At 55.0% G+C, this 25,241-nt stretch carries 17 protein-coding genes; 3 read left to right on the forward strand and 14 right to left on the reverse strand.

Features of this window, described 5'->3' with window-relative positions:
• Positions 1–4 precede the first annotated feature (4 nt).
• The 8 genes from BN3795_RS23055 to BN3795_RS23090 form a co-directional block, all read right to left on the reverse strand.
• Positions 5–2,122, reverse strand: coding sequence for a glycoside hydrolase family 36 protein (locus BN3795_RS23055; RefSeq protein ID WP_198524811.1), 2,118 nt, complete (start codon positions 2,120–2,122; stop codon positions 5–7).
• Positions 2,119–2,859, reverse strand: a complete 741-nt coding sequence (locus BN3795_RS23060; protein ID WP_068787010.1) for a response regulator transcription factor — start codon at positions 2,857–2,859, stop codon at positions 2,119–2,121. The genes BN3795_RS23055 and BN3795_RS23060 overlap by 4 nt, the downstream gene beginning before the upstream one ends.
• Complete coding sequence (locus BN3795_RS23065) at positions 2,840–4,591, reverse strand: sensor histidine kinase (protein WP_068787011.1); 1,752 nt, start codon at positions 4,589–4,591, stop codon at positions 2,840–2,842. Before BN3795_RS23065 ends, BN3795_RS23060 begins: the two co-directional genes overlap by 20 nt.
• Before the next feature lie 131 nt (positions 4,592–4,722).
• Positions 4,723–6,291, reverse strand: coding sequence for an extracellular solute-binding protein (locus BN3795_RS23070; RefSeq protein ID WP_068787012.1), 1,569 nt, complete (start codon positions 6,289–6,291; stop codon positions 4,723–4,725).
• Between the two features lie 62 nt (positions 6,292–6,353).
• The gene (locus BN3795_RS23075) at positions 6,354–7,235 is read right to left on the reverse strand and encodes a carbohydrate ABC transporter permease (RefSeq protein WP_110945332.1); all 882 of its coding nucleotides are present in this window, start codon (positions 7,233–7,235) and stop codon (positions 6,354–6,356) included.
• A 17-nt stretch (positions 7,236–7,252) separates the two neighbouring features.
• A complete protein-coding gene (locus BN3795_RS23080) occupies positions 7,253–8,236 on the reverse strand; it encodes an ABC transporter permease (protein ID WP_068787013.1) in 984 nt (327 codons plus the stop codon).
• A 164-nt stretch (positions 8,237–8,400) separates the two neighbouring features.
• A complete protein-coding gene (locus tag BN3795_RS23085; protein ID WP_068787014.1) occupies positions 8,401–9,822 on the reverse strand; it encodes a family 43 glycosylhydrolase in 1,422 nt (473 codons plus the stop codon).
• Positions 9,819–12,275, reverse strand: coding sequence for a glycoside hydrolase family 31 protein (locus BN3795_RS23090; RefSeq protein ID WP_232730021.1), 2,457 nt, complete (start codon positions 12,273–12,275; stop codon positions 9,819–9,821). The genes BN3795_RS23085 and BN3795_RS23090 overlap by 4 nt, the downstream gene beginning before the upstream one ends.
• A 112-nt stretch (positions 12,276–12,387) precedes the next feature.
• On the opposite strand from BN3795_RS23090, the gene BN3795_RS23095 reads away from it, so the two are divergent.
• Positions 12,388–13,281: an AraC family transcriptional regulator gene (locus BN3795_RS23095; RefSeq protein ID WP_068787015.1), complete on the forward strand. Its 894-nt coding sequence runs from the start codon at positions 12,388–12,390 to the stop codon at positions 13,279–13,281.
• A 69-nt stretch (positions 13,282–13,350) separates the two neighbouring features.
• On the opposite strand, the gene BN3795_RS23100 is transcribed toward BN3795_RS23095, so the two are convergent.
• The 6 genes from BN3795_RS23100 to BN3795_RS23125 form a co-directional block, all read right to left on the reverse strand.
• Entirely contained in the window at positions 13,351–14,505 is a 1,155-nt protein-coding gene (locus BN3795_RS23100) for a glycoside hydrolase family 88 protein (protein ID WP_068787016.1), read from the reverse strand.
• A gap of 21 nt (positions 14,506–14,526) precedes the next feature.
• Positions 14,527–16,365: a heparinase II/III family protein gene (locus BN3795_RS23105; protein ID WP_068787017.1), complete on the reverse strand. Its 1,839-nt coding sequence runs from the start codon at positions 16,363–16,365 to the stop codon at positions 14,527–14,529.
• Between the two features lie 39 nt (positions 16,366–16,404).
• The gene (locus BN3795_RS23110) at positions 16,405–18,243 is read right to left on the reverse strand and encodes a DUF2264 domain-containing protein (protein WP_068787018.1); all 1,839 of its coding nucleotides are present in this window, start codon (positions 18,241–18,243) and stop codon (positions 16,405–16,407) included.
• 26 nt (positions 18,244–18,269) lie between these two features.
• A complete protein-coding gene (locus tag BN3795_RS23115; protein WP_068787019.1) occupies positions 18,270–19,109 on the reverse strand; it encodes a carbohydrate ABC transporter permease in 840 nt (279 codons plus the stop codon).
• Positions 19,110–19,121: 12 nt separating this feature from the next.
• Positions 19,122–20,060 carry a carbohydrate ABC transporter permease gene (locus BN3795_RS23120; protein WP_068787020.1) on the reverse strand — a complete coding sequence of 313 codons (939 nt, stop codon included), beginning with the start codon at positions 20,058–20,060 and terminating at the stop codon, positions 19,122–19,124.
• Between the two features lie 102 nt (positions 20,061–20,162).
• Complete coding sequence (locus BN3795_RS23125) at positions 20,163–21,509, reverse strand: ABC transporter substrate-binding protein (protein WP_068787046.1); 1,347 nt, start codon at positions 21,507–21,509, stop codon at positions 20,163–20,165.
• A gap of 278 nt (positions 21,510–21,787) precedes the next feature.
• On the opposite strand from BN3795_RS23125, the gene BN3795_RS23130 reads away from it, so the two are divergent.
• Both BN3795_RS23130 and BN3795_RS23135 read left to right on the forward strand, forming a co-directional pair.
• Positions 21,788–23,563, forward strand: coding sequence for a cache domain-containing sensor histidine kinase (locus tag BN3795_RS23130; RefSeq protein ID WP_068787021.1), 1,776 nt, complete (start codon positions 21,788–21,790; stop codon positions 23,561–23,563).
• Positions 23,564–23,618: 55 nt separating this feature from the next.
• Positions 23,619–25,241, forward strand: a complete 1,623-nt coding sequence (locus BN3795_RS23135) for a response regulator transcription factor (protein WP_068787022.1) — start codon at positions 23,619–23,621, stop codon at positions 25,239–25,241.

The raw sequence follows: 25,241 nt of genomic DNA on the forward strand, positions 1-25,241 counted from the left end.
CCATTCAACTTATCGTGTGCCGAACTTCCCCCTTCGCGAGAAGCAGGCATACGGCAGAAAACGGTTGATTCATACGGCAGGAGATGATCCCGTCTTCCACTTGGACCTCCGCATGGCCATCCGAGAAGACCTGCGTGATTTGATAGCGCCCGGATGCAGGAAGCGGCAGCCGGATCTCCTCCGGAGTGTCGCCTCCAAACGTGTGTACAACCGCCATCACCCGGGCTTCGTCCAGGGATGCGCGCACGATCCCTTGCCACCCTACGGGATGGCGGTAGCTGTGCACCGAAGGTCCGAACCGTTGCGTCGTGCCTTCCTTAATGATCGGAGACACCCGCTTATAGAAGGCAATCGCCTCATCTACCTTGTTCCACTGTTCTTCACTTAACTCATGAATGTCGCCGGATAAACACATTCTGCCGAGCATCGTGCCGGCCAGAGAGTACACCAGCCGCTGCAGGGAGTCATCCCTCCTCAGTACGGCCCAAATCTGACTTTGCCTCGGCAAGATCACCCGATGCATATTGGCGGCCAGAATGGGAATTTCCTCGCATTCATGCGCGTCCGAGAAAGACGACATGCTGGTAAGTCCCACCATGGAAGGCTCCAACCGGTGTCCGCCGGAGGCGCAATTTTCGATGACGAGATCGGGCACTTCGCGCTGAATCAACCGAAAAAAGTCCTGGACCGCTTGCATCTGCTGGCGCAATCCTTCGCCAAGCGATTCCGCGCCATCGCATCCGATGCCCAGATTATCGTTGTAGTCCACTTTCAGATAGCCGAATTCATGATTTTTAATGAAACCAATCACTTTCTCCTTCAAATAATCAACGACAAAAGGATCCCGGAAGTCCCAAAACCGCCGTCCGCCGCTTGTAATCGGCAATCCATCCCGCTTGAGCAGATGGTCGACCCAATGGAACGCCGCGGATTCCACGCCGCATACCTCCATCTCAAACCAGATCCCGGGAATCATCCCGCATTGTCGAATATGTTCCAGGGTGGGCTTCAGTCCTTCGGGAAAATCATTCAGGCTGACTTCCCAATCGCCCATACTGTTGAACCAGTTCGTCCCTTCTTGCTTATACCAACCGCTATCAATTACCAGATAACGAATCCCCTTGTGCTTCAGCCGCTCGGCAATTTCGTGAAGATTGGCCGCTGACGGGGAACCCCAGGTTGTACAATACTCATTAAAAAGAATCGGCAAATCCTCTTCCACCGCCGGAACGTGCCGGAGAGCCCGCGCCTGAATCCCGGTTAATCGTTCTGCGGCACGATCCACATGGCCTACCGCGGTGGTGAGATAGGCGCTGGGGGTTTGAAATTCTTCCCCAGGCCCCAGCGTTTTGGTCCAGTGGCCAAATTCCCTGTCCGCCAACCCGCCTGACAGGGATAAGGCGTTATCCCTTCTTCCGATCTCAATCTGCCAAGAAGCGGGGTGAGCGAGCTGAACCCCCCAGGTCACGCCCGCACAGGTGTCTTCGAGAAATGCAGCCGGGAAATATCCCCGTACCGGCATGGAACCGATTTGCCCAAACCGCAGGCAGCGTGTGCCAAACGGCGCCCAAGCCGGTTCAAGATTCAAATCCTCGATGGGGGTGGACACCAGGCGTCCTTCCGCAGACCACGAGCTTAGAATCCGGTGAAGAATCAGCGTGTCGGGCGCATCCTCTTCTGTATACGGGGTAAGCCCCGTCATAGAGAAGGAGGAGAGCATTTCCAAGGTAACGGGAAGTTCGCTTTCATTCCGGATAACCGTATAGGACTCTACGGCATGATATCCCGCATACCCGATCAAATGATGTTCGATCCTGCAGGAATTCGGACTGCGCCAGGCGGTTACAACCGTCAGGCCGTCAGCGCGTTCGACTTCACGAATCGCTTCAAAGGACAGCGCATCCGTCGTCCCGCTGTTGCGCATGGAATGGCCGTGCGCAAATCCGCCGGGATACGCATCCCCGATCAATTTGAGCTGCACTAAAGGATCTACCTTGAATTTCTTAGGAACTGCCTGCGACACCGTCGACTTAGGCAATAAGACCAGCCCCACATGCCCCGTGTGCTCCTCCCTCACGTAGCGCGCGATCATATCGCCGAATGTGTGGTCTATCCAGTTCACGATTCCATCCCCTCTTCGATAGCCAAGTTGTTCTCGCCATTTCGATAAGCGCCCGGCGTAGTGCCCGTATATTTCTTGAACACCTTCGTAAAGTAATGCTTGTTGTCGTAGCCGACCTGCTGCCCTATAGCGCTAACGGGAAGTTCGCGCTTGGCCACCAGCAATTTCCGAGCCTCCTGAATTCGCAGCATGTTCAGATAATTCACGAAGGTACGGCCGGTCTCTTTCTTAAACAAGCTGCTGATATAATTCGGATGAAGGTTCATCCGATCGGCAAGATGATCCAGCGAAAGATCTTTCCTGAAGTGGGTCTCCATGTACGCAAGGATGCGTTTGACATGGCAAGGGTACTCCGAATCGGCCTCGTTCGGCAGCTCTCCCCGGACCCGCTCAAGCAGCGAGGCGATTTCATTCTTGTCGATCGGCTTGAGCAGGTAGTCAACCACCCCGCAACGCAGCGCTTTACGTACATATTCAAATTCGTCGTACCCCGTTAAAATGATGAATCGATCGCAGCATCCGCCCTGCCGGGCTTCCTCAATGAGCTCGAATCCGTTCTTCTCGGGCATATTCAGGTCCGTGATGGTGACATCCGGCATATAGTCCTTCATCAACTCGAGCGCCTCATAAGCGTTCAGCGCTTCACGAACCTCGGTTCCGGCAGGTGCCGCTTCCCGGATGATCTTGACCAATCCGCTCAGAATTAACGGTTCATCGTCAACAGTCAACACTCTCATCGTGAACCCCCATCTTTTTGGTGATGAAGATGCAAAGCCTCGTCCCCTTCTCCGGCTCACTGGCAATCTCAAGCCTTGAATCACCGCCGAAGAAAGACTTGATTCTTTCGTTTACGTTCATGAGCCCTACCCCGCCTTCGGTTTCCGCCTCTTTGGCCACGTGATGACCCAGAAGCCGGGATTGTAAGGTCGCGAGCTTCTCCGCAGGAATCCCCTTCCCGTTGTCTTGAAGAACGATCCGTATCTCCTGATCGTTTTCGATGGCCTGAAGGCGAATGTGCACCGGACGCAGAATGGCCGAAGCCCCGTGGACTACGCAATTTTCGATCAGCGGCTGTAAAATAAACCGGGGGCACTCGAGGATCTCCGCGTTGACAGCGATCTCCATCTCATAGGTGAGCCTGCTCTGAAGCCGCATTTGATGAATGTTGAGATAGAAGGTGACCATCTCGATCTCTTTCGCCAGAACGGTTACATCCTGCTCGGACAATAAACTGTAGCGCATCAGCCTCCCGAACCAGAAGGAAATGTCGGCGACCTCCTTGTCGTTGTTGGATTCGGCAATCATTCGGATCGTTTCGAGCGTATTGTAGAGAAAATGCGGTTTGATTTGAGCTTGCAGCACTTTATAGGCGGCTTCTTTATTTCTTAACTCGGCGCGATGGACATTATTAATCAGCTCATCCATCCGCTCGAGCATCGAATTGTAAGTCTCTGTCAAGAAACCGATTTCATCTTTCGGGTTTAACTTATCAGACTTGATCATGCGCTGCTTCAGATTATCGTCGTTTAAGGTGCGCATATGTCTGGCCAATCTCAGAATGCGCTTGGTGATGGTCGAGGCCAGGACATAATACACAATCGACAAAACGAGAAGCAACAAGACGATGATCGTCACCAGCACGACTTCTCTCTGTTTGATGGAGTGGAAGACGTTGCGAACCTCCCCGGTGATCAGCAGACTCATCCCAAGCTCTTTGATTTCCAGTTGATTCACAATGGTCTTCCGGTTGATGAAGAACGGCTGGCTCTCCGCATGCCAATGCTGCAACGTCTTCTCATCCAGTTCCATGCCCATCCCATTCGCGATCCGCGGCTTGCCCTCCTCGGAGAGCAGGATCGCCCTCCAGTTCCCTTCAACCCCTGCCGCCTGATAGAAATTTGCGATTAAGCGGTCACTGACCCGCATCTCAAGGAGTCCGATTTGCTCCGTATACTGACTGTTGTATAAATATTGATAATAAACTAACTCCGAGGAGCTGGAATCCGCAAAAACCCATGCGCCCTTGCCGGGTTTCAAGTCTCGGACGACCGCCTCCATCTTCGGGTCTAGTCGCGACCGATCCACAAAATGATCCGAAATGGAAAAAACATTGTTCTTCAGTTTATAAATCACAAGCGATTTGATTTCCGGATGGGCAAAAAACAGCTGGGTATACAACGGCCGGATATAGCGAAGAAACACGTATACGCTTTCGGCATCGGACGGATAGGCCCCATCCAGATAATCCGTGACATAGGGGCTGTATTGGAGCATCCGTTGTACGGATTGGATCCGGGCAAAGTCCGTTTTGAGATTCCCGTAAGCTTGCTCCAGTATTTTTTGCCGGCTTTCAACGAACTGCTTCGTCAAGTTGCTGTAGATCTGCGAATAGTAGTGATAGCCGAAGGCGATGACCGGAATGAAGATCAAAACGACATAACCGAAGAGGATCTTTCGCATGATGCTCATGGCACAATTCTCCCTTCAAGCTGTGGAGCTGTATGTTAGTTACCTTACCATGAGCCATCCATTTCAGGAAGAAGCGCGCAGCAGATAAAAGTTCGATAGAGACCCCAAGGGTCCCTACCGAAAGTTCTCTGTTATTTAAACAAATCTTTCTTCTGCTGATAAATCCCGTTCGCCCAATCAACCAGCTCCTGAAGGCCCATCGCTTCGGCATTCTTAATCATCTTCTCGTAATTGGCCACGGCTTCCTCTTCGGAATTGGCGAGATAAATCTTCACTTTTTCATTCTTAACCATTTCGTCTATCTTGGTTTTGATGGTCTTCTCTTTGGAATCCGGCTGCGTTTGAATCAACCCGATCGCCGGCTTGTAGATCGTGACGGCTTTCCGTTCCATTAACGCCTGGGTCTTTTGCGTGCCGGGAACATATCCCTGCAATCCTTCCATCACGCCGTCATTGTACAAATACCACCACTTGATGCCGTTACTGTTGATAAAATCGGCGTCCGACGGGTCGTACTTCAGATTCGGGTATCCTTCTTCATTCCAGGTCCAATGCTCACCCTCAACGCCGAACATGGTCAACTTCTTGCCTTCGTCGCTGGCCAAATATTGCAAGAATTTGATCGACGCCTCCGGATCTTTGTTTTTCTTTGTAATAAAAGTGCCTGCAAACCCAAGTCCCGTGCTGACGATTTTGGTGCGATCCGACAAAGCGCTTGGCAGCATTTTGAACGTGTAAGGTTTACCGCTGCTTTTGGCCTTGATATTATCCGTATCCCCTACGCTGACGGTATGACTGTGGGCGAATGCCTTTCCGTTCAAGGCGTATTGATCATCGATCTGATCGTTCGTATAGGCATAATTTTCGGCCAGAACATATCCGTTAAGATACAGGCTGTTCATAAATTTGAAGAAATCCAGCATCTCCGGCTGTCTGATCGCATAATCCACTTTTCCGTCCCGCTCATACCAGCCGTCCAACAGCGCCTCGACACCAAACTGCTGCAGGAAATACTGCTCGATCCAGTCTTTGTCCATAATCATAGGCACCATGTCGGGGTACTTCTCCTTGACCATGCCCAGGATTTTGGCGAAATCCTCCACCGATGCAAGCGGCGGATTGCCCAACTCCTTCATGATGTCTTCCCGAACGGCAATCCCTGGATTTCCGTCACTGCCGATCGCGTATTTGTTCTGAGCCATTTCTTCCTGCGTTGCAAAAGAATTTCGCACGGTATAGAAATTCCCGTCGTCCATCGTATGGATGGCAATGCGGGTATCATCGATTTTGAAATCCGGCGCATATTGCTCGATCAGCTCGTTCCAGGGATAAGACAGTTTGGAATCCGACATCCGATCGATCTGGGAATAGGTAAAGACAAGATCCGGGAGATCGCCGGAAGAAATCATCAGCGGAAGTTGCTTGTCGTCCGTTGCGACGGTTACTTTTAGCTTGACCCCCGTTTTTTCCGTGATTTTCTCCGCCACCGGCCCCTTCCATTCCTTGACCGGATACCAGGATGCGTCAATGAACAACGAAAGTTCCTTGACTTCTCCGGGATTCGCCGATGATGACGATGTATTGGTCGAAGCGTTCTCGGGTTGGCTGCTGTTCTCCTTGCCGCATGCAGACAACAACGTCATGACCAATACGACGGCCAGCGATACAAGCGCGGTTTTCTTGCCCCTGTTCTTCTTCATATAACACCCCTCCAAGCTTGTAATATATATTAAAGCCTAACGCTTTAATATCAAGTGAATCGTCAACCCTTAACAGAACCCAACATGATGCCTTGAATAAAAAACCTCTGCAGGAACGGGTATACGCACACGATCGGCGCGATGGAGATCACCATGGCTGCGACCTGCAGGGAGTAACTGGTGACGCCTGCCGACGCACTGTTTGCCACGGCGATCGCGTCCATCGGCGCATTGCTTTTATTGATAACCTCCATCATTCGGAAAGCAAGCGTCCGCAAATTCTCCGATTGGACGAAGTACGCGGAGTCCAGCCAGGAGTTCCATTGACCGACCCCCATAAACAGCGCGACGGTGGCGATGAGCGGCTTCGACACGGGCAAAATAATCCGGTAGAAAATCACGAACTCATTCGCTCCATCGATATGGGCCGACTCTTTAAGCTCTCCGGGAATTTCGCGGAAGAACGAGATGGCAATGAGCAGAAAGAAGGTGCTTAACATGGACGGAATGATATATACGCCAAACGAATTGAGCAGCCCGATCGAGCGCAGCACCACGTAATACGGGATCAGACCGCCGGAGAAATACATGGCGAAGATGATAACCGTGAAATACACTTTATGGAGGAGAAGATCTCGATGGGACAAGCCGTACGCCACAAGGCAAGTGAAGAGTACGCCCAGTACGGTGCCCGAGATCGTTCTCGCGATCGTCACCAGAAAAGCCTGATACCAATGCGGATCACTCAAGAATTGGGAATAGTTCTCCAACGTGAAGGTTCGGGGCCAAAGATAAATCCCCCCCAGCAGCGAATCGGTCCCCTTGTTGAATGAAAGGATCAGAACGTAATAGAACGGATAAAGCATGGACAGCATGATGATCAATAAGATGAGGGTGACCACGGTATCCATGATCCGGTCCTTTTGTCTTTGGCTCAGAGTCAATGCCGACCTCTCCTTTCCTAGAATAGACTTGATCCGGACGTTCGTTTAGCGATGAAGTTACTGGAGAAGATCAGAACGACCGAGATGACGGATTGGATCAAATCAATGGCTGCGGCATAGGAGAACCGGCCATCCCTAAGCCCAACCTTAAATGCATAGGTTTGTACGATTTCGGATGTAGCATTGTTAATACTGTTTCCGAACAGATAAGCCTGTTCAAAATTGGAGCCGACCAAACCTCCGCCCAGAATACTTCCGATCGTGAGGATGAGCACGACCACGATCGTTCCTTTCATACCTGGGAAGGTGATATGGCGAATGCGCGCCAGCCTTCCGGCGCCATCAATTTGCGCAGCTTCATAGAGCGCCGGGTTGATGCCCGCGATCGCGGCCAGGAAGATGATCGTCCACCAGCCCATCTCCTTCCAAACGGCGCTTGTGACCGCCAATCCCCAGAAATAGTTCGGATTCGTCAGGATATCCAGCGGCTTGTCAATCATCCCAAGGGACATGAGCACCTTGTTGACCATTCCGATATCCGTAGAGAGCAAGGAAAAAGCGATGCCGACAACCACCACCCACGAGATGAAGTGCGGCAAATAGCTTACCGTTTGGACCACCCGTTTGAATCTAAGATTTTTCGCTTCGTTCAGCAAGATAGCCAAGAGGATCGGAGCCGGAAAGGAAAAGATGACTTTCAAGAAGCTCATGACTAGCGTGTTCCTCACAATGGTTCCAAACTGATAGTCGGTCACGAACTCGTTGAAATGTTGAAGGCCTACCCATTCGCTGGTGAAGATGCCTTTGATGCCCGTGGATATGGAATAGTCCTTGAACGCCATGATAATGCCGAACATCGGCGTATAGGAGAAGATCAGCAAGAAGATCATGCCGAGTCCAACGAAAAGATGCAGCACCTTTTGCTTTTTAAACCGCTTCCAAAACTGAGAACTCTTCTTTGCTATTCCGGCAGGTCCTGCCAATCGTGTATCTACATCCATAAGTGTCCCTCCCTTGTATATAGGTTACCCTTTGGAAGCGGAGCGGCGTAAGCCAACATTCTTAAGAAAGCGTTGTCATTTTTTAATATCCACTTTCGATGATCGGATACAAAGAGACTCCTTTCCGTTTGCGAAAAGGAGTCTCTTAGAGGGTTAGGTCCGTTTTATTCCAGTGTAAAGGAGGCTAAGCTTGCGCTCCCCGCGCCCTTATAAGTAAAATACAACGCCTGGATCCCGTCGGGGATGGAGAGGTCCGCGGAGTACTCGGTCCAGATATTCGTAAAGTGAACCGGGATCTTCCCGAGTGCCGGACCGTCCCAAGCCGTCTTGATTTCGAAGTCACCTTGGCAATATCCCCGCACCTTGATTTTCACCTTCACGATGCCCTGGCAATCGAAATACTTGAACCCGGCCGTGGCGGAATCCGTCATATTGGCGATATATCCGATTTCTTCATCCCCGTCTTTCCCGTCCTGGGTAATCTTCGGAAAGCGGCTGTCCATCCATGCCCCTGCACCGAAACCGCCCGTATACAAAGCCTCGTCTTTGCAAAACAGATTACATGCCAGGTACGCGGGATATTCCCCCCGACCTGCAAGCGGCCCTCCATTCGGACCGCATGAAGTCATCTCCGCCTGTAAGATCGTTCCGTCTTCCCGAAAGGAAATCGGCTCTATGCAGCCCTGCCGGCAAAATGCCGTACCATGGGTGTGACGGTGGTAAAAAACGTACCACTTCCCGTTGATCTGCTCGATGCCGCCGTGGTTATTACCGCCGTAATACATCGGCTTCTCCGCCGGTTTGTAAGCATCGATATGCAGATCGTTATTGCTGACGACCACGCCCTGGTAGACGAAATCTTTCGTCGGAGATTGGCTCGTCGCATAACACAACTCATGCATCGCAATGGAAGAGTACACAAAGTAATAGGTATCCCCTTTTTTGCGGATCGAAGACGCCTCAAAGAATTCATGTCCTTCAAATCCGGTGCCCTTGCTGTAAGGCTCGCTCGGCGCGACAAATACCGGTTCCTCCACAATCGTGAGCATGTCCGGTCCAAGCACCGTTGCCATTGCCCCGTGTCTTGTTCGATCCCCCGCCGCACAGAAGCCGGTATACAGGTAGGTCCGCTCGCCTTCCGTCAACACGCCGGGATCAAACTGGGGTTCATCGCCTTCCCGTTCGCCGAGCCGCTGACCGTCGGCATATCTGACATACCCGTAAAACTCATATTGGCCGGCAGGCGTGTCGCAGACGGCGACCGAAACAACGGAAACCTTATCCAGAACATAATAGAGATAATATCGCCCGTCCGGGCCGGCGGTGACGTCCGGCGCATACAGGCACATCCGGCCGTCCGGATTAAGCGGGTCATCGGTTTTCTTGTAGATCACGCCTTCATACCGCCAGTCGCTCAGGTCCCCCACGGGGGCCGACCAGCCTACATAGTCGTTTAAGCAAAACACGTGTCCATTAAACCGGTCATGCGATCCATAGACATACACTCTGTCGCCGAATACATGCGGCTCCCCGTCCGGGACGTATTCCCAGGACGGAAGGTAGGGGTTGAATCCTTGTTTTCTCATAACTCATCATTCCTCCCATGCAGTTCTATTTCTTCTTCCTTGACGACAACTCGGGCTCCCGGGTAGGAAACGATCCTTGAACCGGACTTCCCGGCAATCTCCACGGCGAATGATCTGTGCCCGGGCATCCCTGCGTAGCTGCCGGTCCGCTCCCCTATCGTCAGCGTGCGGTTCGTTTCGCTCCAGCTTAGCTCTATCAAGGAATAGGCCCCGGTCTCATAATCATAGGCGTCCCCTTCATCTTCATAAAGCGTGAATGCGCCATCTTGGCCGGGATACACTTTCAGACGAAGGATCGCGTCCGGCTGCTCCTCCGCGAATTGCACGTCCGGCCCCAGGGGAACGATAGAGCCGGCGCGGACAAAGAGCGGAAGCGTTTCCAAGTCGGCTTTCGCTTCCAGCGTTTGGCCGCCTTCGTATCGTTCGTCAGTCCAATAATCGTACCAGCAGTTCCCTCCCGGCAGGTAGACGCTCCGGGATTTGCCGACGCCATGAAGCTCGCAAGAATCGGGTCCATAATACATCGCCGTAGTGACGGGTGCAACCAGAAATGCAGGGCCGAACATAAACTGGTCATCGATATCGTGCACGCTCCGATCCTCGCGGTAGTCGAAGGCAAGTGCCCGAAGCATCGTATAGCTGCGATGCGCGACCGCCCCGGCAAGGGAGTAAATGTAGGGCAGCAGCCTGTAGCGAAGCTTCAAATATTTGACCAGTGCATCGTAGAAAGGTTCGCCCGGTTCGCCGAATCGCCAAATTTCCCTGGGCGTATCCGTCCCATGGGAGCGGAACATCGGCAGGAAAGCGCCGAATTGAAACCAGCGGACATACAACTCGCGATACCCCAGATCGGCAACCCCTTCGTTGTAATCACCGTTCCAGAACCAGAGGTTCTCCTGGTTGCGGACGAAAAACGCTCCGATATCCAACGTCCAGTATGGAGACCCCGTCGCGCAAAAGTTAAGGCCATCCGCAATCTGCTTTCGAAGCGTCTCCCAATTGGCGGAAGTATCTCCCGACCAAGTAATCGTCCCGTAACGATGTTGACCGCCATAAGCGGAACGCGTCAAATTCACCACTCGTTTACGATCGGTGACGGAGCGTTGTCCTTCATAAATGCCTTTGGAATGCAGCAACGAGTAAGCATTGAGATATTCGGGATCGAGATAAAGCTTCGCTTCGTCCGTATTCATCCGCATGCGCTGTTCGGGCTCCGGCTTGACCGCGCCTTTCCAATCCGCTTCGAACGGCTCGGTGCAGTCGCACCACCAAGCGTCTATCCCATGGGAGAACAGGCCGGTATAAGCTTGCTTCCAATACAATCGCCGAGCTTCATCCGAGAAGGCATCATAAGTAGCCTGGTTCCCCAGCAGATATCCCTGCTCGCTCATCTCCCGATGATTGTCGCCGCCTTCTTTCATGATCGGCCAAATCGACACCATCAGCTTGGCGTTCAGCGCATGCAATTGGTCCATCATATCCGAAGGAGCCGGAAAGCGCTGCGGATCCAGCGTCTTTTGCCCCCATAATTCGCCCGTCCATGATTGCCAGTCCAATACGATGCCATCGATCGGCAACCCGCGTTGACGATATTCCTGTACGGTATCGATCAGCTCCGCTTGAGAAATGTAACGCTCCTTCGATTGAATATAGCCATACGCCCATTTCGGCAGCATCGGCGCCTCCCCCGTCAACTCGCGAACCCCTGCGACAATCTGATCGAACTCCGGGCCGTAGATCACATAGTAATCCATTTCATCGTCAACATCGGTCCAAATATACGACCCAAACGAATCGTCGTGAAAGCTCATCAGCGAGTAGCTGTCCACTAAGATTCCATACCCCCTTGTCGATAAAAGAACCGGGACAACCGCTTTCATATTTTGCTGATATAAATATTGATGCCGGCCTCGAAGATTCATCATCCCCTCTTCATGCGAACCAAGCCCGTACAACGCCTCATCAGCCTGCCATTCGAACTCAAGCTTGGTATGATAAGCCGACCTGTCGATGATGCGGTTCCTTCCTTCTGCCCGCGCCCGGAACCCGTCCGCCCCGCGATCCGTTTCGACTTCGCCTGAGAAAGCGTCGAAGACCGTTCGGTAGACGTCGATGCGTTCAAGCGTTTTACCGCCTCGGGCCGGTTCCTTCGCCAGCAATCTGCCGTGTGCATCCCAATAACTGAAGGCGCAAGTCGATTTGTCCACTCGGACCGTAAGCTGTTCTGTTGAGATTTCCAGATAACCCGGCGAGTCCTTCGTCGTAAATGGCACCTGTCCTCTCCCCGCGCGTTCCACAACCATCAGGCTCTGTTTCCCGGTAAACTCCGGATCCAGCGTATAGCGAATTCTGGCGATCCCCGGCGTGCAAAAATCGATTCGCATGATTCCATTCGTCGTATTCAACCTAATGCCGTTGCTTTCGGCCTGCCACTGCGTTAACTTCAGAATCACCGCAACCTTTCCTTCTGATTTTCATCTAATATAATGATATTGTTGCATTTCTCTGTTATCTAGCAGATAATCCGGAATTTCTATCACAATATTACGATTTCCAGGAGGCGCCATGTACGAACATCGTTACCGGGAACACAAGCGGCACGGAGTCCCCGAGTTTCCGCTCGACATTTATCGGGTAGAACACCCTGCCGGGGTTCCTTCCATTCTCCCCATCCATTGGCATAATGAGATGGAAATCATCTATTTGGCTCAGGGAACCGCCCTGTTTCGCCTTGAAAACCGGGAGTATGCCCTTGGCCCGGGAGATGCGCTCATCGTTCACCCCGGCGAGCTTCATTCGGGGATCAACAATCATGATGCCGGAGTCTGTTATTACTCCATCGTGTTCAAATTATCCTGGCTCTCTTCGCAGCAAAACGACCGGATCCAGGAGCTCTTCCTCGGACCGCTCCTTCAAGGAACAGACCGGCTCCCCGCCTTGTTGTCCGCTTCCCGGGGGACGCCCTCCGAATTGCTGGAATCTGTACGGCGGCTTCTGATCCGCTTTGAAGAGCGGTCGCCTGCCTACGAATTGAGTCTGAAAGGCCATCTGCTGTTACTGATTGCGGATATTTGCCGGCACGGATTGCTGGAACAAAGCGATTCTCCCGGAAATCGCCGCAGACGGGAAGAGAATGAGCAAATCAAGCGGGTATTGGCTTATATGGAGGAGCACTCCCACGAGAAGCTCGAGCTGGACCAACTGGCAGCCGTAGTATCGCTGAGCCGCTCCCATTTTTGCACCTTTTTCAAAACGCAGACGGGGATGCGGCCGATGGAATATGTAAATTTCATCCGGATTAATAAAGCCGCGGGATTGCTGCGCACAGGGACATACAACGTTCTGGAAGCCGCACTGGAGTCGGGTTACCAGCATGTCAGTTACTTCTCCAAATGGTTCAGGTTTTATATGAAAATGACGCCTTCGGAATACAAAGCAACCTATGCTTCCGGGCTTTAGATGCATGACAAAAAGCCCTGATCCTATCCCTGGATCAGAGCCTTCGCTTCAATTTCCCGCCTCCGCTCGTTATTCCCAATACGACGGCCTGCCGACCTTCAAGCGGGCGAGGCCTTCCACGAAGAAATAGTCGCCGTAAATCAGCGGCACGTCGATGTTGGTCCCCTGCGGGTAGTTGCTGGTCCCGTGCAGGATCAGGCCTTCTTCGGCCGGATCGTCCCAGGCGCCGTAATAATCGTACAGCGACTTCAGGATGCGTTCGCCGCCCTCGCGGTACTTCGCCGCGTTCGCGGTCGTGCCCGCAGCCCCGTCTGTGCCGCCGAGCTTCTCCGCCAGCAGCAGCAGCCCGCTGGCCGCGCAGGCTCCGGCGGACGAGTCCCGCAGATCGCGCAGCGCTTCCGGCGCGCGGAAATCCCAAGCCGGCACCTCGTCTTCCGGCAGCTGGCTCAGGAAGAAGTCCGCCACCCGCTGCGCGGCGGACAGATACTCCCGCTTGCCGGTGTGGTGGTAGCCCAGCGTCAAGCCGTAAATCGCCCAGGCCGCGCCGCGCGACCACGCCGATTCCGGCGCGTAACCTTGGCCGCCTTGCGGCCCAACCACCTCGCCCGTGGCCGGGTCAAAGACCACGATATGATAAACCGAGCCGTCTTCGCGGACAAACTGCTCGAGCACCGTATCGAGATGCGCTTCGGCCACATGGGCGAAACGGGGATCGCCGCTCTCGCGGGACGCCCAGAATAATAGCGGCAGGTTCATGCAGCAATCGATGATCGCCCACCCTTCGTTCCGCTCCCCGTCCTTCCACGGATTCCAGGCCCGAATATAACACCCCTTCAGATTGAAACGCGCCGCCAAATAGTTTGCGGCCTTCAGCGCGCGAATCCGCGAGTCGCCGCTCTCTGTCAGCTTATAGGAAGCAATGCTGGTCAACGTCCACATAAATCCCAGATCGTGATCCAGCCGCACATAGCCGTCCAGCACCGCGTCCAGCCGGGTCTCGCAGGCTTGCGCCAGCGCCTTCAGCTCCTCCTTGCCGCTTCCCTCGTACAGCAGCCACAGCAGCCCCGGCCAGAATCCCGCCGTCCACCAGGCCGGCTCGGCCAGCTCATAAACCCCGCCCTTACTGGCGTGCGGAAATCCGGAGCCGATTCTGGCCGCATTCCGCAGCGTTTTATCCAGCGACTTCACCCAGGCTTCATCTACCCATGCCCTTCCGTTCTCCATATGACTTCGCTCCTCCATCCCCTACTTCTCATGCGTGACGAATTGAAAAAGAAACTCCAGCTCAACCCCGGCCTCCGGCTGCCGCACCCGGAAATCCAGCGCGTACCAGACCGTGTCGTTCCCGTAATGATCCCGGTAGGTCCGTTCCGCAACCTCGAAGTCCAGCCGCTGCGGATCGTAATGCAGCTCCAGCGTCAGCGCATCCAGCGCATCGCCGCCGGACCAACGCAGCAGCCCCAAGCCGGCAACCTCCGGCCGAATCGGGCTTACCAACCGCTCCGTCAGGCTTCCCGGCGCTTCCGCAAACCTGAAGTCGTCCCGGAGCGATAGGCTGGGCAGGTCCGTTTTGTTCCAATCCCACTTTCTCTTGAAGGAAAGCAGATTGTCGTCTCCATAAGCCCCGGACATCTCCAGTTCCAAACCGCACGCTTCCTCCGACGTCTCGCACCGGAACACCGAAGCGGTTCTCTCCCTGCCCGCCTGCTGCAAGCGGCCATCGATGATCGGGACGGAATGCCCTTGCGAACCGTTACAGTCATACGTATACCTGGCCTCGCCAAAATAATCCCGCGTATATTCCCCGCACCCGAGATCGGACAAGAAAAACTCTCCCCCGCCCGCCAGCATGAAATGGCCCAGGTCGTTGTGGTTATGCGATTCGCCGTTATGTCCGCCCTTCGCGGCAAAACCAAACGTTCTCCCCGCGGCGGTGAATCGCGAGATCAGCCAGGCGGCGTCTTCGAACACAAAGTCGCCGTCGCTCCACTCCGCCGCCCGAGACGCAGCCCGGTCCCGCCAGATCAGGTTGCGCAGCGCCGGCGCCCAGCGGCTGCAATGATCCTCGCGGTAGTCCGCATGGAGCGCGGCGGGCGGTGCTTCCACCTCCGCGTACCGCTCCGCAAGGTAATGCGACAGCCCGGGGTGGACGCTTCCGTACGGCTGCGTGTCGGAGAAGTTGGCGACCAGCCGGCCGCCCATAAAGGCTTTTTGCTGGAAGCCGGCGATTCGCCGCACCTTGTCCTCGCGGAACCAATCCCGCTGGCCCCGGCTTCGCGTAAGCAGCAGGTCGGCATAATAAACGAAATAGCCAAACCCGTAATTCCAGTACCCCAGCCCTTCCGGACAAGCGCCGTCCTCGCCGAAGCCTTGCAAATAGAAGGTCATGCTGCGCTCGGTTTTCTCCAGAATTTGGGCCAGCCGGACATGCTCCTGTCCCTCTTGCATCAGCAGCAGCGCAGCCGAACCGATCGAGCCGGCGCAAACGGCCGACCAGTTGTTCGTCAGCTCCTCCCAATGGTACGGACCTTGCTCAAGAAAAGGACGGAACAGCCGCTCCTCAACCAGCTCGGCGACCCGCACGCGCAGCAGCTCCGGCAGACGCCCGGCGAACAGCAGGGACGACTCGGCCAGCGCAAACCCCGTCTCCGCCGCGAACAGGTCGATCGTTTCCGAGACCGGACGCTTTCCGTCCACGTGTGCGGGCAGGCACCAGGTGAACTCGCTGCATATCGCCCAGATCGCCTCCCACAGCGCCGCTTCGTACGCCTCCGATTCCGGTTCGAGCAGCGACAGAAAGGCGAAGGTGTTAAGACGCCGCCGTTTTTCAAAATAAACCCGTTCGTACTCCAGCCGCGACCCCCGCACCGCAAACAAGGAAAACAGCGAATAGGTCAATTCCTCCGCCGGGGAGGTGAGCAGCCTCTCCCCCTCGGCCCGGATCGCCGCTATCTCGGCCTGTGCGGCCGAAGCCTCGCGCAGCGATTTCCAGAACGCGGCCCCGTCGCCGCCCCGGTAATAATCGTCCGCCTTCAAGGGGGACAGGCCTTCGGCCAGCTTCTCCCATTCTTCATGCTCGTTCATCTGTTCTCCTCCTTCCGCCGCAGCGCGATGCGGCATCAACTACCCTAGTTCCATGCGGATTTCGTTCCCTCGGCATGTCTGCAAGACGATTGCCCGCTCCCCGATCACAACGCCCAGCGATTCGGGCGTCACCGGCTCCCAAGCTGCCCCCGGCGACGGGTCGCCGTAAACGGCCGCCGCCAGCAGATGAACTCCCGGCTCCAGGGAAGTCTGAAGCGTCGGCAGGACGGTGCGCGGATGCAGCACGTTGGTATTGGCATTCGGGCGGATCAGTTCGGCCGTCCGATAGCCCAGCAGGTTCAGCACCCCGCTTGCACCATAAGGGCTTGCCGCCCCGGCCGCCGCCCGGCCCGCTTCCGTCCGTTCCGTCAGCTCCGTCTCCATCCCCAGGGCAAACCCGCCCTCCGCAGCATCAAGCGGACGCCCGGTTGCAACCCGGTGAATCCGTACATGCCAGGGGAGTCCCGTAACGATCCAGGTGCTCACCTCCACGTCGGGCCAAGGCTTCCATAACGCATGCAGCACGTTATCCCGGATCGACGTCTCAAGGTTGCGGCGTCTGACCCGGTACAGGTTGTCCTCGCGTTCGCTGAGCGCGAGCATGGAGTCGAACGCGCCTTGGGCCAAGCCCCATTCCCCGCGCGGGACGCTGAACCCGAACCCGGTGGAATAAACGAACTTCTCGTATTTGGCCGAGGTATGGGTATGTTCGTTCGTGCCGCGATGGCCGGTGTTGAAGGCCGCCACATGGCCGGACGCCGGATCGCGGGCCAGCACGAGATGGGCCGAGCGCTGGATCGACAGCGGCGGAAGCTCCGGCAGCGGCAGCTCCTCCGCCGTCCAGAACGGATGCGCCTCCGGCAAGGCCAACGGCAGGAACGCTTTAAGCGCCCAATACGGCGAGCCCGGCGAATTGTAGTTCTCCGCCATGACCAGATTCGGATAAGTGTAACCGACCGTGAGGAGCCCGTCGGAACTCCGAATCGGCCGGTCTAACCACCAGCGTAGGTTGCGCAGCACCAGCCCTTTCAGCACGCCGGCCGGAAGCACGTCGACGCCGGCGTAAGCAAGGGCGCTCCAGAAGGCGGATTGGGCGAAGCGGTACGCCAGGCTGCGCCCGTACGGCAGGGCCGCGCCGTCCGGCGCGAACCAGTGAAGGAAATCGCCGGCGAATGCCGCGGCGCGCTCCTTATAGGTTCGCGAACGTTCCGGGTCCTCTTCTTCCATCATACGCGCATAGAGCAGCCCGTAATAGTGGAAGGCAAACGGTACGTAATAATCGCTGTGTCCCCCGATGCCGTCGCTGTACCATCCGTCTTCCAGGTAGAAAGCGTCCAGCCGGTTCAAATTCCGCTCCAGTTGCTCCGCATCATAGGGCAAGCCGGCTTTGCGAAAACCCACGTTCACCAGCACGTTAAAGAACAGCCAATTGCAGTCATAACAAGGATGACGGTTGATTTGATTCAGCCAGCGGTGCAGCCGGTCGCGCTCTTCCGGGCGAAGCGGTTCCCAGATCCGCTCCGGGATCAGCGCCAGCGCGTAGCCGAAGACCGCCATCTCGACAAGCCGCTGATCATAGTCGCCCACCTCGCCCCAATATTCCTCATGTTCCGGGTTCGTGCCGCAGCGAATGCCGTTTAGGACGACATCCCACAACTCATGGGCGCCTCCGCCTGCTAGGAGGGGCACCAATCCCCATAGCACCCGGGAGAATCCTTCCATCTCCGCCACGGCCGCCGGATAGGACACCCCGGTCCCACCCAGCGCCAGCCGGGCGCCGCCTTTGCTGTAAAATGGCCGGAGCGGACGCACCAACTGCTCTAACGCGTTCACCATGTCGCTCCGCGTTTGGAGCGGGTGGCCGACTGTCGCGTTCATTTCCTCAACTCCTTCTCCCCTTGATCTTACCCCTTGATCCCGCTCGCCGCCACGCCTTGCACGAAATATTTCTGCAGCGCCAGGAAGACGATCAGCACCGGAATGATGGAGACGACACTGGCCGCCATGATTAAGCCATATTCGGCGGAATACTGCGTGATGAACATGCGCAGTCCGATTTGGATCGTTTTCAATTCCGTCTTGGTCAAATAAATCATCGGTCCGAGAAAATCGTTCCACGTATTCACGAACGTGAAGATCGTGAGCGTGGACAAGGCCGGCTTGGAGAGCGGAAGCATAATTTTTCCCCAGATTCCGTATTCGCTTAACCCGTCGATGCGGGCCGCCTCGCACAATTCATCGGGAATGCTCTGGTAGAACTGACGCATCAGAAAGACGCCAAACGCCGAAAAGGCTTGCAGAAAAATAATCGCGAGATGGGTATTGTTCAGCCCCATGGAACGCATCATGATAAACTGCGGGACCATATAGGCCTGCCATGGAATGGCGATCGTCGCGATATAGCCGAGAAACAACAGGTTTCTCCCTTTGAAACGCAGCTTCGAGAAAGCATAGGCGGCAAAGCTGGACGTCAGCAATTGGAGCACGGTGACGATAACGGACAGCTTGGCCGTGTTGTAGATGAAGCGGCCGAGCGGAATCCGCGTCCAGATCTCCACATAATTCTGCCAGCGGGCAGCATCCGGGATCCACTGCATCGGAAACGAAAAGACGTCCTTATTCAGTTTCAGTGAGGACGACAGCATCCACGCGTAAGGAACAAGCATGCACAAAACGACCACCGCGAGCACCAGGTACGCAAAAATTTTAACGACGGTTTTGACTTGTTTGTTGGCTCCTGTCATTTTTGCCTCCTCCTATTGTCCGTACTTCTTCTCGCCCTGGAACTGAACCAAGGTAATGCCCAGAACGAGCAGGAACAGCACGATCGCCATGGCGCTGGCATACCCGTAATCCAGTGAGCGGAACGCGGTGTTGTAAATTTGATACACAAGGACCCGGGTCGAATTGTTCAACTGGTTATCGGCCCCGGCGAACAGGTTGATGAAGATGTCGTACACCTTAAACGAGTTGATGATCAGAATCATCAGCACGAAGAACGTCGTCGGTGCAAGCTGAGGAATCGTCACGTTGCGGAATCTTCTCCAGCGGCCGGCCCCGTCCAGCTCGGCGGCTTCATACAGCTCGGGATTCACTCCCTGCAGCCCCGCCAAATAAATCACCATATAATAACCCATATTTTTCCATACGGTAAACAGGACGACCGTAAACATCGCCCAGTCTTTATCCGCGGCCCAACGGGGCAAATCCTCGATCGGAATCCCGGTGATGGCATGTAACATGTTATTGACCGGCCCCAGGGTCGGGCTGAATACGAAATTCCATACAGCAGCGACCGCGACCAGCGAAGCAACATACGGGAAAAAGAACACGGTCCGCATGAAGTTGCGCCCCAGCAGCTTCTGATTCAGCAGCAGCGCCAAGGCCAGCGCGCATACCATCGTGAACGGCACGACGCCGATCGTATAAATAATGGTGTTCCAAAAAGCTTTGTGGAAGGTGCTGTCCTGAAGCAGCCGGGCAAAATTCCGCAGCCCCACGTACTCCATCGGGTTGGCCCCGTCCCATTTCACGAACGCGAGAACAAACGCATAAATCATCGGCACCAGCGTAAACACGGCAAAGCCGATAAAATTGGGGGCGATGAAGCTGTAGGCCACCAAATGATCCTTCACGCTTTTGGACAAAGCGCTTCTTCTGACCGCTGCGGTTCCTAAGGCGGGTTCATTCTGCATGATTTCTCTCCTCCAAACCAACTTGTGCTAGAGAATTCGGAAAAAAAGGCGGGCTCTCAAGCCCGCCCCCGGCAGCATCGCAATCGAATGCGAGTTCAGCGATTAGTTATTGAGCGCCTCTTGAACCCGTTTCTCCATGTCCGCCAGACCTTCGTCGATCGTGGCATTTTTCGTCATGATGTTATCGTGTGCTTCGTTCAGGATCACTTCAATATCCGCGCTCTTCTCATGCAGCGGCATTTCCAGGTAGGTTCTTTCGGTCGTCAAAGCCGCTTTGCTGTTCTCGTCCGTCGGGAAGCCGTCGATGGAAGCGATGGAGTTGACGACCTCATCCGTTTTGATCGCCGGAATCGTTCCGGTGGATGCGATGACCGCCGCCCCTTCTTCACCCGTCACAAATTTCAGGAAGTCCAAGGCGACTTCTTTGTTAGCCGACTTTTGGTTCACGGCCAGGGAGGTGATCGTTCCCAGCGTCGTACCGGCTTTTACGCCGTCCGGATGCGGATATTTCACAATCCCCCAATTCGTCGCTTGAGATTCGCCGCTCTTCACCTTGTCGATCTGCGTGGCGATAAACCAGCTGCCCATGTTCATCATGGCAACGGAGTTATTGTAGAAGACGCCGGAATAGTGAGTGCTGGAGGTTTTCAGCGTGGCGTAGTCCATCACGATGCCGTCGTCCTGCTGCTTCAGAATCCGTTCGTACACCGGCTTCAGGAACGCGTATTTCCCGTCGACGATGGTGTTCTTTCCGTCCAGGATGCCGAATAGCTGCACGGCGCTGCGCCAAGTGTGATAATGGGCGCCGTACACTTTCTCCGCACCGCTGCCGGACGTCATTTTTCTCGCGATCTCGTCGTATTGATCCAGTGTCATATCGTTGGTCGGATAAGGCACCCCGGCTTTATCGAACAAGTCCTTGTTGTAGTAGACAATCCAGAAGTCGCTGCGGAAAGGCAGCGCGTACACGTCGCCGTTTACTTGGATTTGCTCCACGGTTCCGCCGTAGAGGGAAGTATCGATGCTCTGGGAATCAATGAAGTTCTTCAGCGGCTCCAGATGGTTCTGCTTCACCAGGTTGGCATAGCCCGGAATATCCTTAATGGTCAAGACATCCAGGTCCGCGCCGCCGGAGAGCTGCGTGCTCAGCATCGTCATATAGTCGGTGGAGCCCAAGTCGACGTATTCGATGGTTACGTTCGGATGGTCTTTCTGATAAGCGTCGATCAAAGGCTGATAATAGGCGGTCGCTTCCCAGTCCCATAACGCCCACTTCAGCGTGACGGGCTCGTCGCTTTTCTCGTTGGAAACGGTTGCAGAATTGTTCGTTGTCTGAGAATCGGACGTCGCCGTTTTGCCCGCATTTCCGTTATTGCCGGAACATCCGGCAAGCAGACCTACGAGCAGAACCGCCGCCAAGGTAAACCCGAATATTTTCTTTCGTCTCATGTACAAACCCCTTTTCCTCCTGGATTCTACTCCCGGATCGGCATGGCCGAATCCTTAGATTCATGGTAACGAAACCTCAAATGAAAGGGCATACATTTTTACGTTCTTTTCCTACACTTTTCTATTCGCTTCTTCAAGAAACGGACGGAAAGCTGTAAAATCATACGCAAAAGATGCAAAAATGGTTGTTTATGACCCTTGCCGCTTCCTGTGAAGCCAAGTCATGTTATTGTAAATAATATCGGTCTACAAAAACGGAATTCTTACTTACGGACGAGGTGATCGACACGAGCGCCAGAAAAGCCACCATCAAAAGCCGCATCATCCTGATCATGACCGTGTTTGCCTTGCTGATTGCGGGGATGTTATCCTTCTTCAGCTATGAACTGATCTCGTATTTCCAGCGGAAAACGACGATTCAGGCGACGGAATTCAACCTGCAGCTCGTCTCGCACATCATTGACCAGGATCTTATGAACTTGTCCACCTTGGCTATGGCCAGCAGCACGAATTCCCCGACCAATCGCTTGATTCAGGACTATTTCGCCTCGCCGGACGCCAGCGCCAAGGACGGGCTGAACGTCTTCTCGGCCATGCAGGAGGACTTTGGGATCAATCGGTCTTACGGCTACGTGCGCCGTCTGATCATCACCGATCATCAAACGAAGTTTCTTCAGGTCGATAATTTTGGAAGCGCTTCAGCTCCGTTAAATATCCATAATCTCAGTCAATTCCCCGGTTTGTCCGCCGACGCGAAGGAAGCTTGGGAACGAGTGATCCAGGATCCGTTATCCCGTTCGAGCGGCATCCCGTTCGTGCTGCCGATCTACGGAGACCGCGGCGCCCGGATCGGGACGGTCTACCTTCTGGCCAACACCTCCGTGATTACCGACAAGCTGAAGGGCTACAGCCTTCCGGAGGGCTCCGAACTGCTGGTCACGCTGGGCAGCCGAAAGTATCGGATCGAAGGGGACAAGGTCCAGCCGCTCTCCGGTCCCTACGCCATGTCGCCGTATGACAAAAAAGAAGCCACCGGGGCGCTGACCCGGCTGGCGTGGATGGAGCTGGACGGCGAGCGCCGGATCTCCGTGTCTTATCCCGTGCGGGAAGGCGTGGTGCTGTCGCAGACGCTGGACGAGAAGCAATTCGCTCCGCAGTTGAACGCCTGGCTGCTGCTGATGATCGGCGTATCCGTGCTGGTGATCGCATTAAGCGGCTTTATTACGCTCTATTTAACCCGGACCATCAGCTTGCCCGTGGAGAAATTGCGGAAGCGGATCGACAAGATTGCCCAAGGCAATTTCCTGATCGATCGGAATATCGAGTGGAACAGCGAACTGGGGGACGTGGGACGAGGCATCAACCGGTTGTCCCACGATATCCTGACGCTGATGGATTCCCGCGTGGCGGACGAGAAGCAGAAGCAGGAGCTGGAATACCGGATGCTGCAAAGCCAGATTAGTCCCCATTTCCTCTATAACACGCTGAATTCGATCAAATGGATGGCCACGCTCCAGAACGCCACGGGCATCGCGGAAATGACAACCTCTTTGTCGCGGCTGCTGCGCAGTATCGCCAAGGATCATCGCAAACTGCTCCCGCTGCGCGAGGAGCTCAGCTTGATGGACGATTATTTCCTCATTCAGAAATATCGTTACGGCAGCACGATTGCGATGATCCAGCACATTGAAGACGAGGAGCTGCTCTCCGGCCTGATTCCCCGCTTCACGCTGCAGCCGCTGGTGGAGAATGCGATTTTCCACGGGATCGAACCGAAAGGGCGGGGAGAAATTACCGTGTCCGTGGCCAAAAGCGGCGGTTACGACATGCGGATCACGATTGAGGATAACGGGGTCGGGATGAGCGAGGAACAGATCGCCGCCATCTTGTCCCGGCAGGAGCCGGGATCCAAAGGCCTGTTCGAAAATGTCGGTCTGCGCAGTGTACATGACCGTTTGCGCCTGACCTTCGGGGAGCGTTACGGCCTTTCCATCGAAAGCGAGCTCGGCCAATATACGAGAATGAACCTGTTATTGCCCTGCCGGAAAAGGTGAACGAACTCCGTCCTTCAGCCTTTCGCTAACGTAAACCACGCAAGGAAGTGATGCTATGATGAAATTGCTGATCGCCGATGATGAGGCGCTGGTCTGCATCGGCCTACAATCGATGCTGAAATGGGAGGATTATCAAATCGAGATCGTCGGCATCGCCCATAACGGAGCCCAGGCCGAGGAGATGATCGAGGTTTTGCGTCCCGACCTCGTGATTACCGACATCAAAATGCCGGTCAAAACCGGCTTGCAGGTCGCCGAATCCGTTCGCGGCAAGTATGGGCGGATACCGCTGTTCATCTTCCTGACGAGCTACGAGGAATTTGAATACGCGCGCAGCGCGATCCATCTGCAGGCGGCGGATTACCTGGTCAAGCTCGAACTGACGCCGCAGAAGCTCGCCGAATCCGTGAGGAAAGCCGTCACCCTGCTGGAGGATTACAAAACCGTGGAGAGCTATCCCAACATGCTCTATCGCAGCAATCTGCATGCGCTGCGGGATAAGTTCTTTATCCGCCTGTTTAACCAGCTGTTCGAGAACAAGCACCAATACCTCCTGCAAAGGGACGATCTCGAGCTGGATCTCTCGGCTCCCGCCTATCTGGTCTGCACCTGCCGGATTCAAGGGCCGGACAGCGTCCCCCCACGCGGCGATAAGCTGGTTGCTTTATGCACCAGCACGGTGCAGATGGCCAAGGAGACGCTGGCGTCGGTGCGGCCTTGCTTCGTCACCAGCCTGGATCTGCGGAATTTCGCCATCGTGCTGCCCCTTGCCGATAAAGACCCGCAGCGCTGGATGCCGGAGATCGAAGGGCTGCTTCATAATATGGCCGCCGTGCTCCACTCCTATTTCAACGTGAACATTATCGGCGCTGCCGGTTACGCCGTGGAAGACCCTTATTTGCTGCACGCAAGCTACCTGGCCGCCCGCCGGGCGCTGCCGATGGCGCTTGACCAGCAATCCTTCGTCTTTTTTGCCCAAAGCAACGCAGCCGAGCTCGCTTCCCCGGCGGAAGACGTTTCCGTATCCCGTTCGGACATCCGCCGCGCCTTCGAGGAGCTGGATACCGGCGCATTGTACGCCATGATCACGAATGTGATCGACCGGTTCGACGGCAGGCCCGAGCTCCTAGTCCCGGCCACCGATGCGGCCTGCAATATTTTGTACATGGCCACCTCCTTGCTGGCGGACGGCGAGAACGTAGTCGAGCAAATTTTCGAGAACGAGCCGGAGGGCTACCGCGCGATCTATAAGAAGCAAACGACCCAGGGCGTCATCGACTGGCTGGTTCAATTCCGGGATGGGTGCTGTGAGATCCTGTCGTCGCGCAAGCAGAGCTACAAGGAACAAATCGTCCGGAACGTGCAGGATTACGTCAAACGGAATCTGAGCCGCAAGCTTTCCCTGAACCAAGTCGCCGACGTGTTCAACTTTAGTCCGAATTACCTCAGCCATCTTTTCTCCAAAACCGCCAAAATCAATTTCGTGGAATACGTCACGGAGACCAAAATCGCCGCCGCCAAGGAAATGATGGTTCGCGGTGAAGGCCGGATCTACGAGATTTCGCAGAAGCTCGGATATGAAAGCGCCTTTTATTTCAGCAAAGTGTTCAAAAAAGTGGAAGGCATCTCGCCGCGGGAGTTCATGCAGCGCACAGGCAGCTCGATTCCTTCGGGGTGA

The organism is Paenibacillus phocaeensis, assembly GCF_900021165.1.
Taxonomy (GTDB): Bacteria; Bacillota; Bacilli; order Paenibacillales; family Paenibacillaceae; genus Fontibacillus; species Fontibacillus phocaensis.

Excerpts from the sequence above, each read along its gene's own strand:
- BN3795_RS23060 (WP_068787010.1), bottom strand. The coding sequence starts at position 2,859 with ATGAGAGTGTTGACTGTTGACGATGAACCGTTAATTCTGAGCGGATTG.
- BN3795_RS23065 (WP_068787011.1), bottom strand. The coding sequence starts at position 4,591 with ATGAGCATCATGCGAAAGATCCTCTTCGGTTATGTCGTTTTGATCTTC.
- BN3795_RS23070 (WP_068787012.1), bottom strand. The coding sequence starts at position 6,291 with ATGAAGAAGAACAGGGGCAAGAAAACCGCGCTTGTATCGCTGGCCGTC.
- BN3795_RS23080 (WP_068787013.1), bottom strand. The coding sequence starts at position 8,236 with ATGGATGTAGATACACGATTGGCAGGACCTGCCGGAATAGCAAAGAAG.
- BN3795_RS23085 (WP_068787014.1), bottom strand. The coding sequence starts at position 9,822 with ATGAGAAAACAAGGATTCAACCCCTACCTTCCGTCCTGGGAATACGTC.
- BN3795_RS23095 (WP_068787015.1), top strand. The coding sequence starts at position 12,388 with ATGTACGAACATCGTTACCGGGAACACAAGCGGCACGGAGTCCCCGAG.
- BN3795_RS23100 (WP_068787016.1), bottom strand. The coding sequence starts at position 14,505 with ATGGAGAACGGAAGGGCATGGGTAGATGAAGCCTGGGTGAAGTCGCTG.
- BN3795_RS23105 (WP_068787017.1), bottom strand. The coding sequence starts at position 16,365 with ATGAACGAGCATGAAGAATGGGAGAAGCTGGCCGAAGGCCTGTCCCCC.
- BN3795_RS23110 (WP_068787018.1), bottom strand. The coding sequence starts at position 18,243 with ATGAACGCGACAGTCGGCCACCCGCTCCAAACGCGGAGCGACATGGTG.
- BN3795_RS23115 (WP_068787019.1), bottom strand. The coding sequence starts at position 19,109 with ATGACAGGAGCCAACAAACAAGTCAAAACCGTCGTTAAAATTTTTGCG.
- BN3795_RS23120 (WP_068787020.1), bottom strand. The coding sequence starts at position 20,060 with ATGCAGAATGAACCCGCCTTAGGAACCGCAGCGGTCAGAAGAAGCGCT.
- BN3795_RS23125 (WP_068787046.1), bottom strand. The coding sequence starts at position 21,509 with ATGAGACGAAAGAAAATATTCGGGTTTACCTTGGCGGCGGTTCTGCTC.
- BN3795_RS23135 (WP_068787022.1), top strand. The coding sequence starts at position 23,619 with ATGATGAAATTGCTGATCGCCGATGATGAGGCGCTGGTCTGCATCGGC.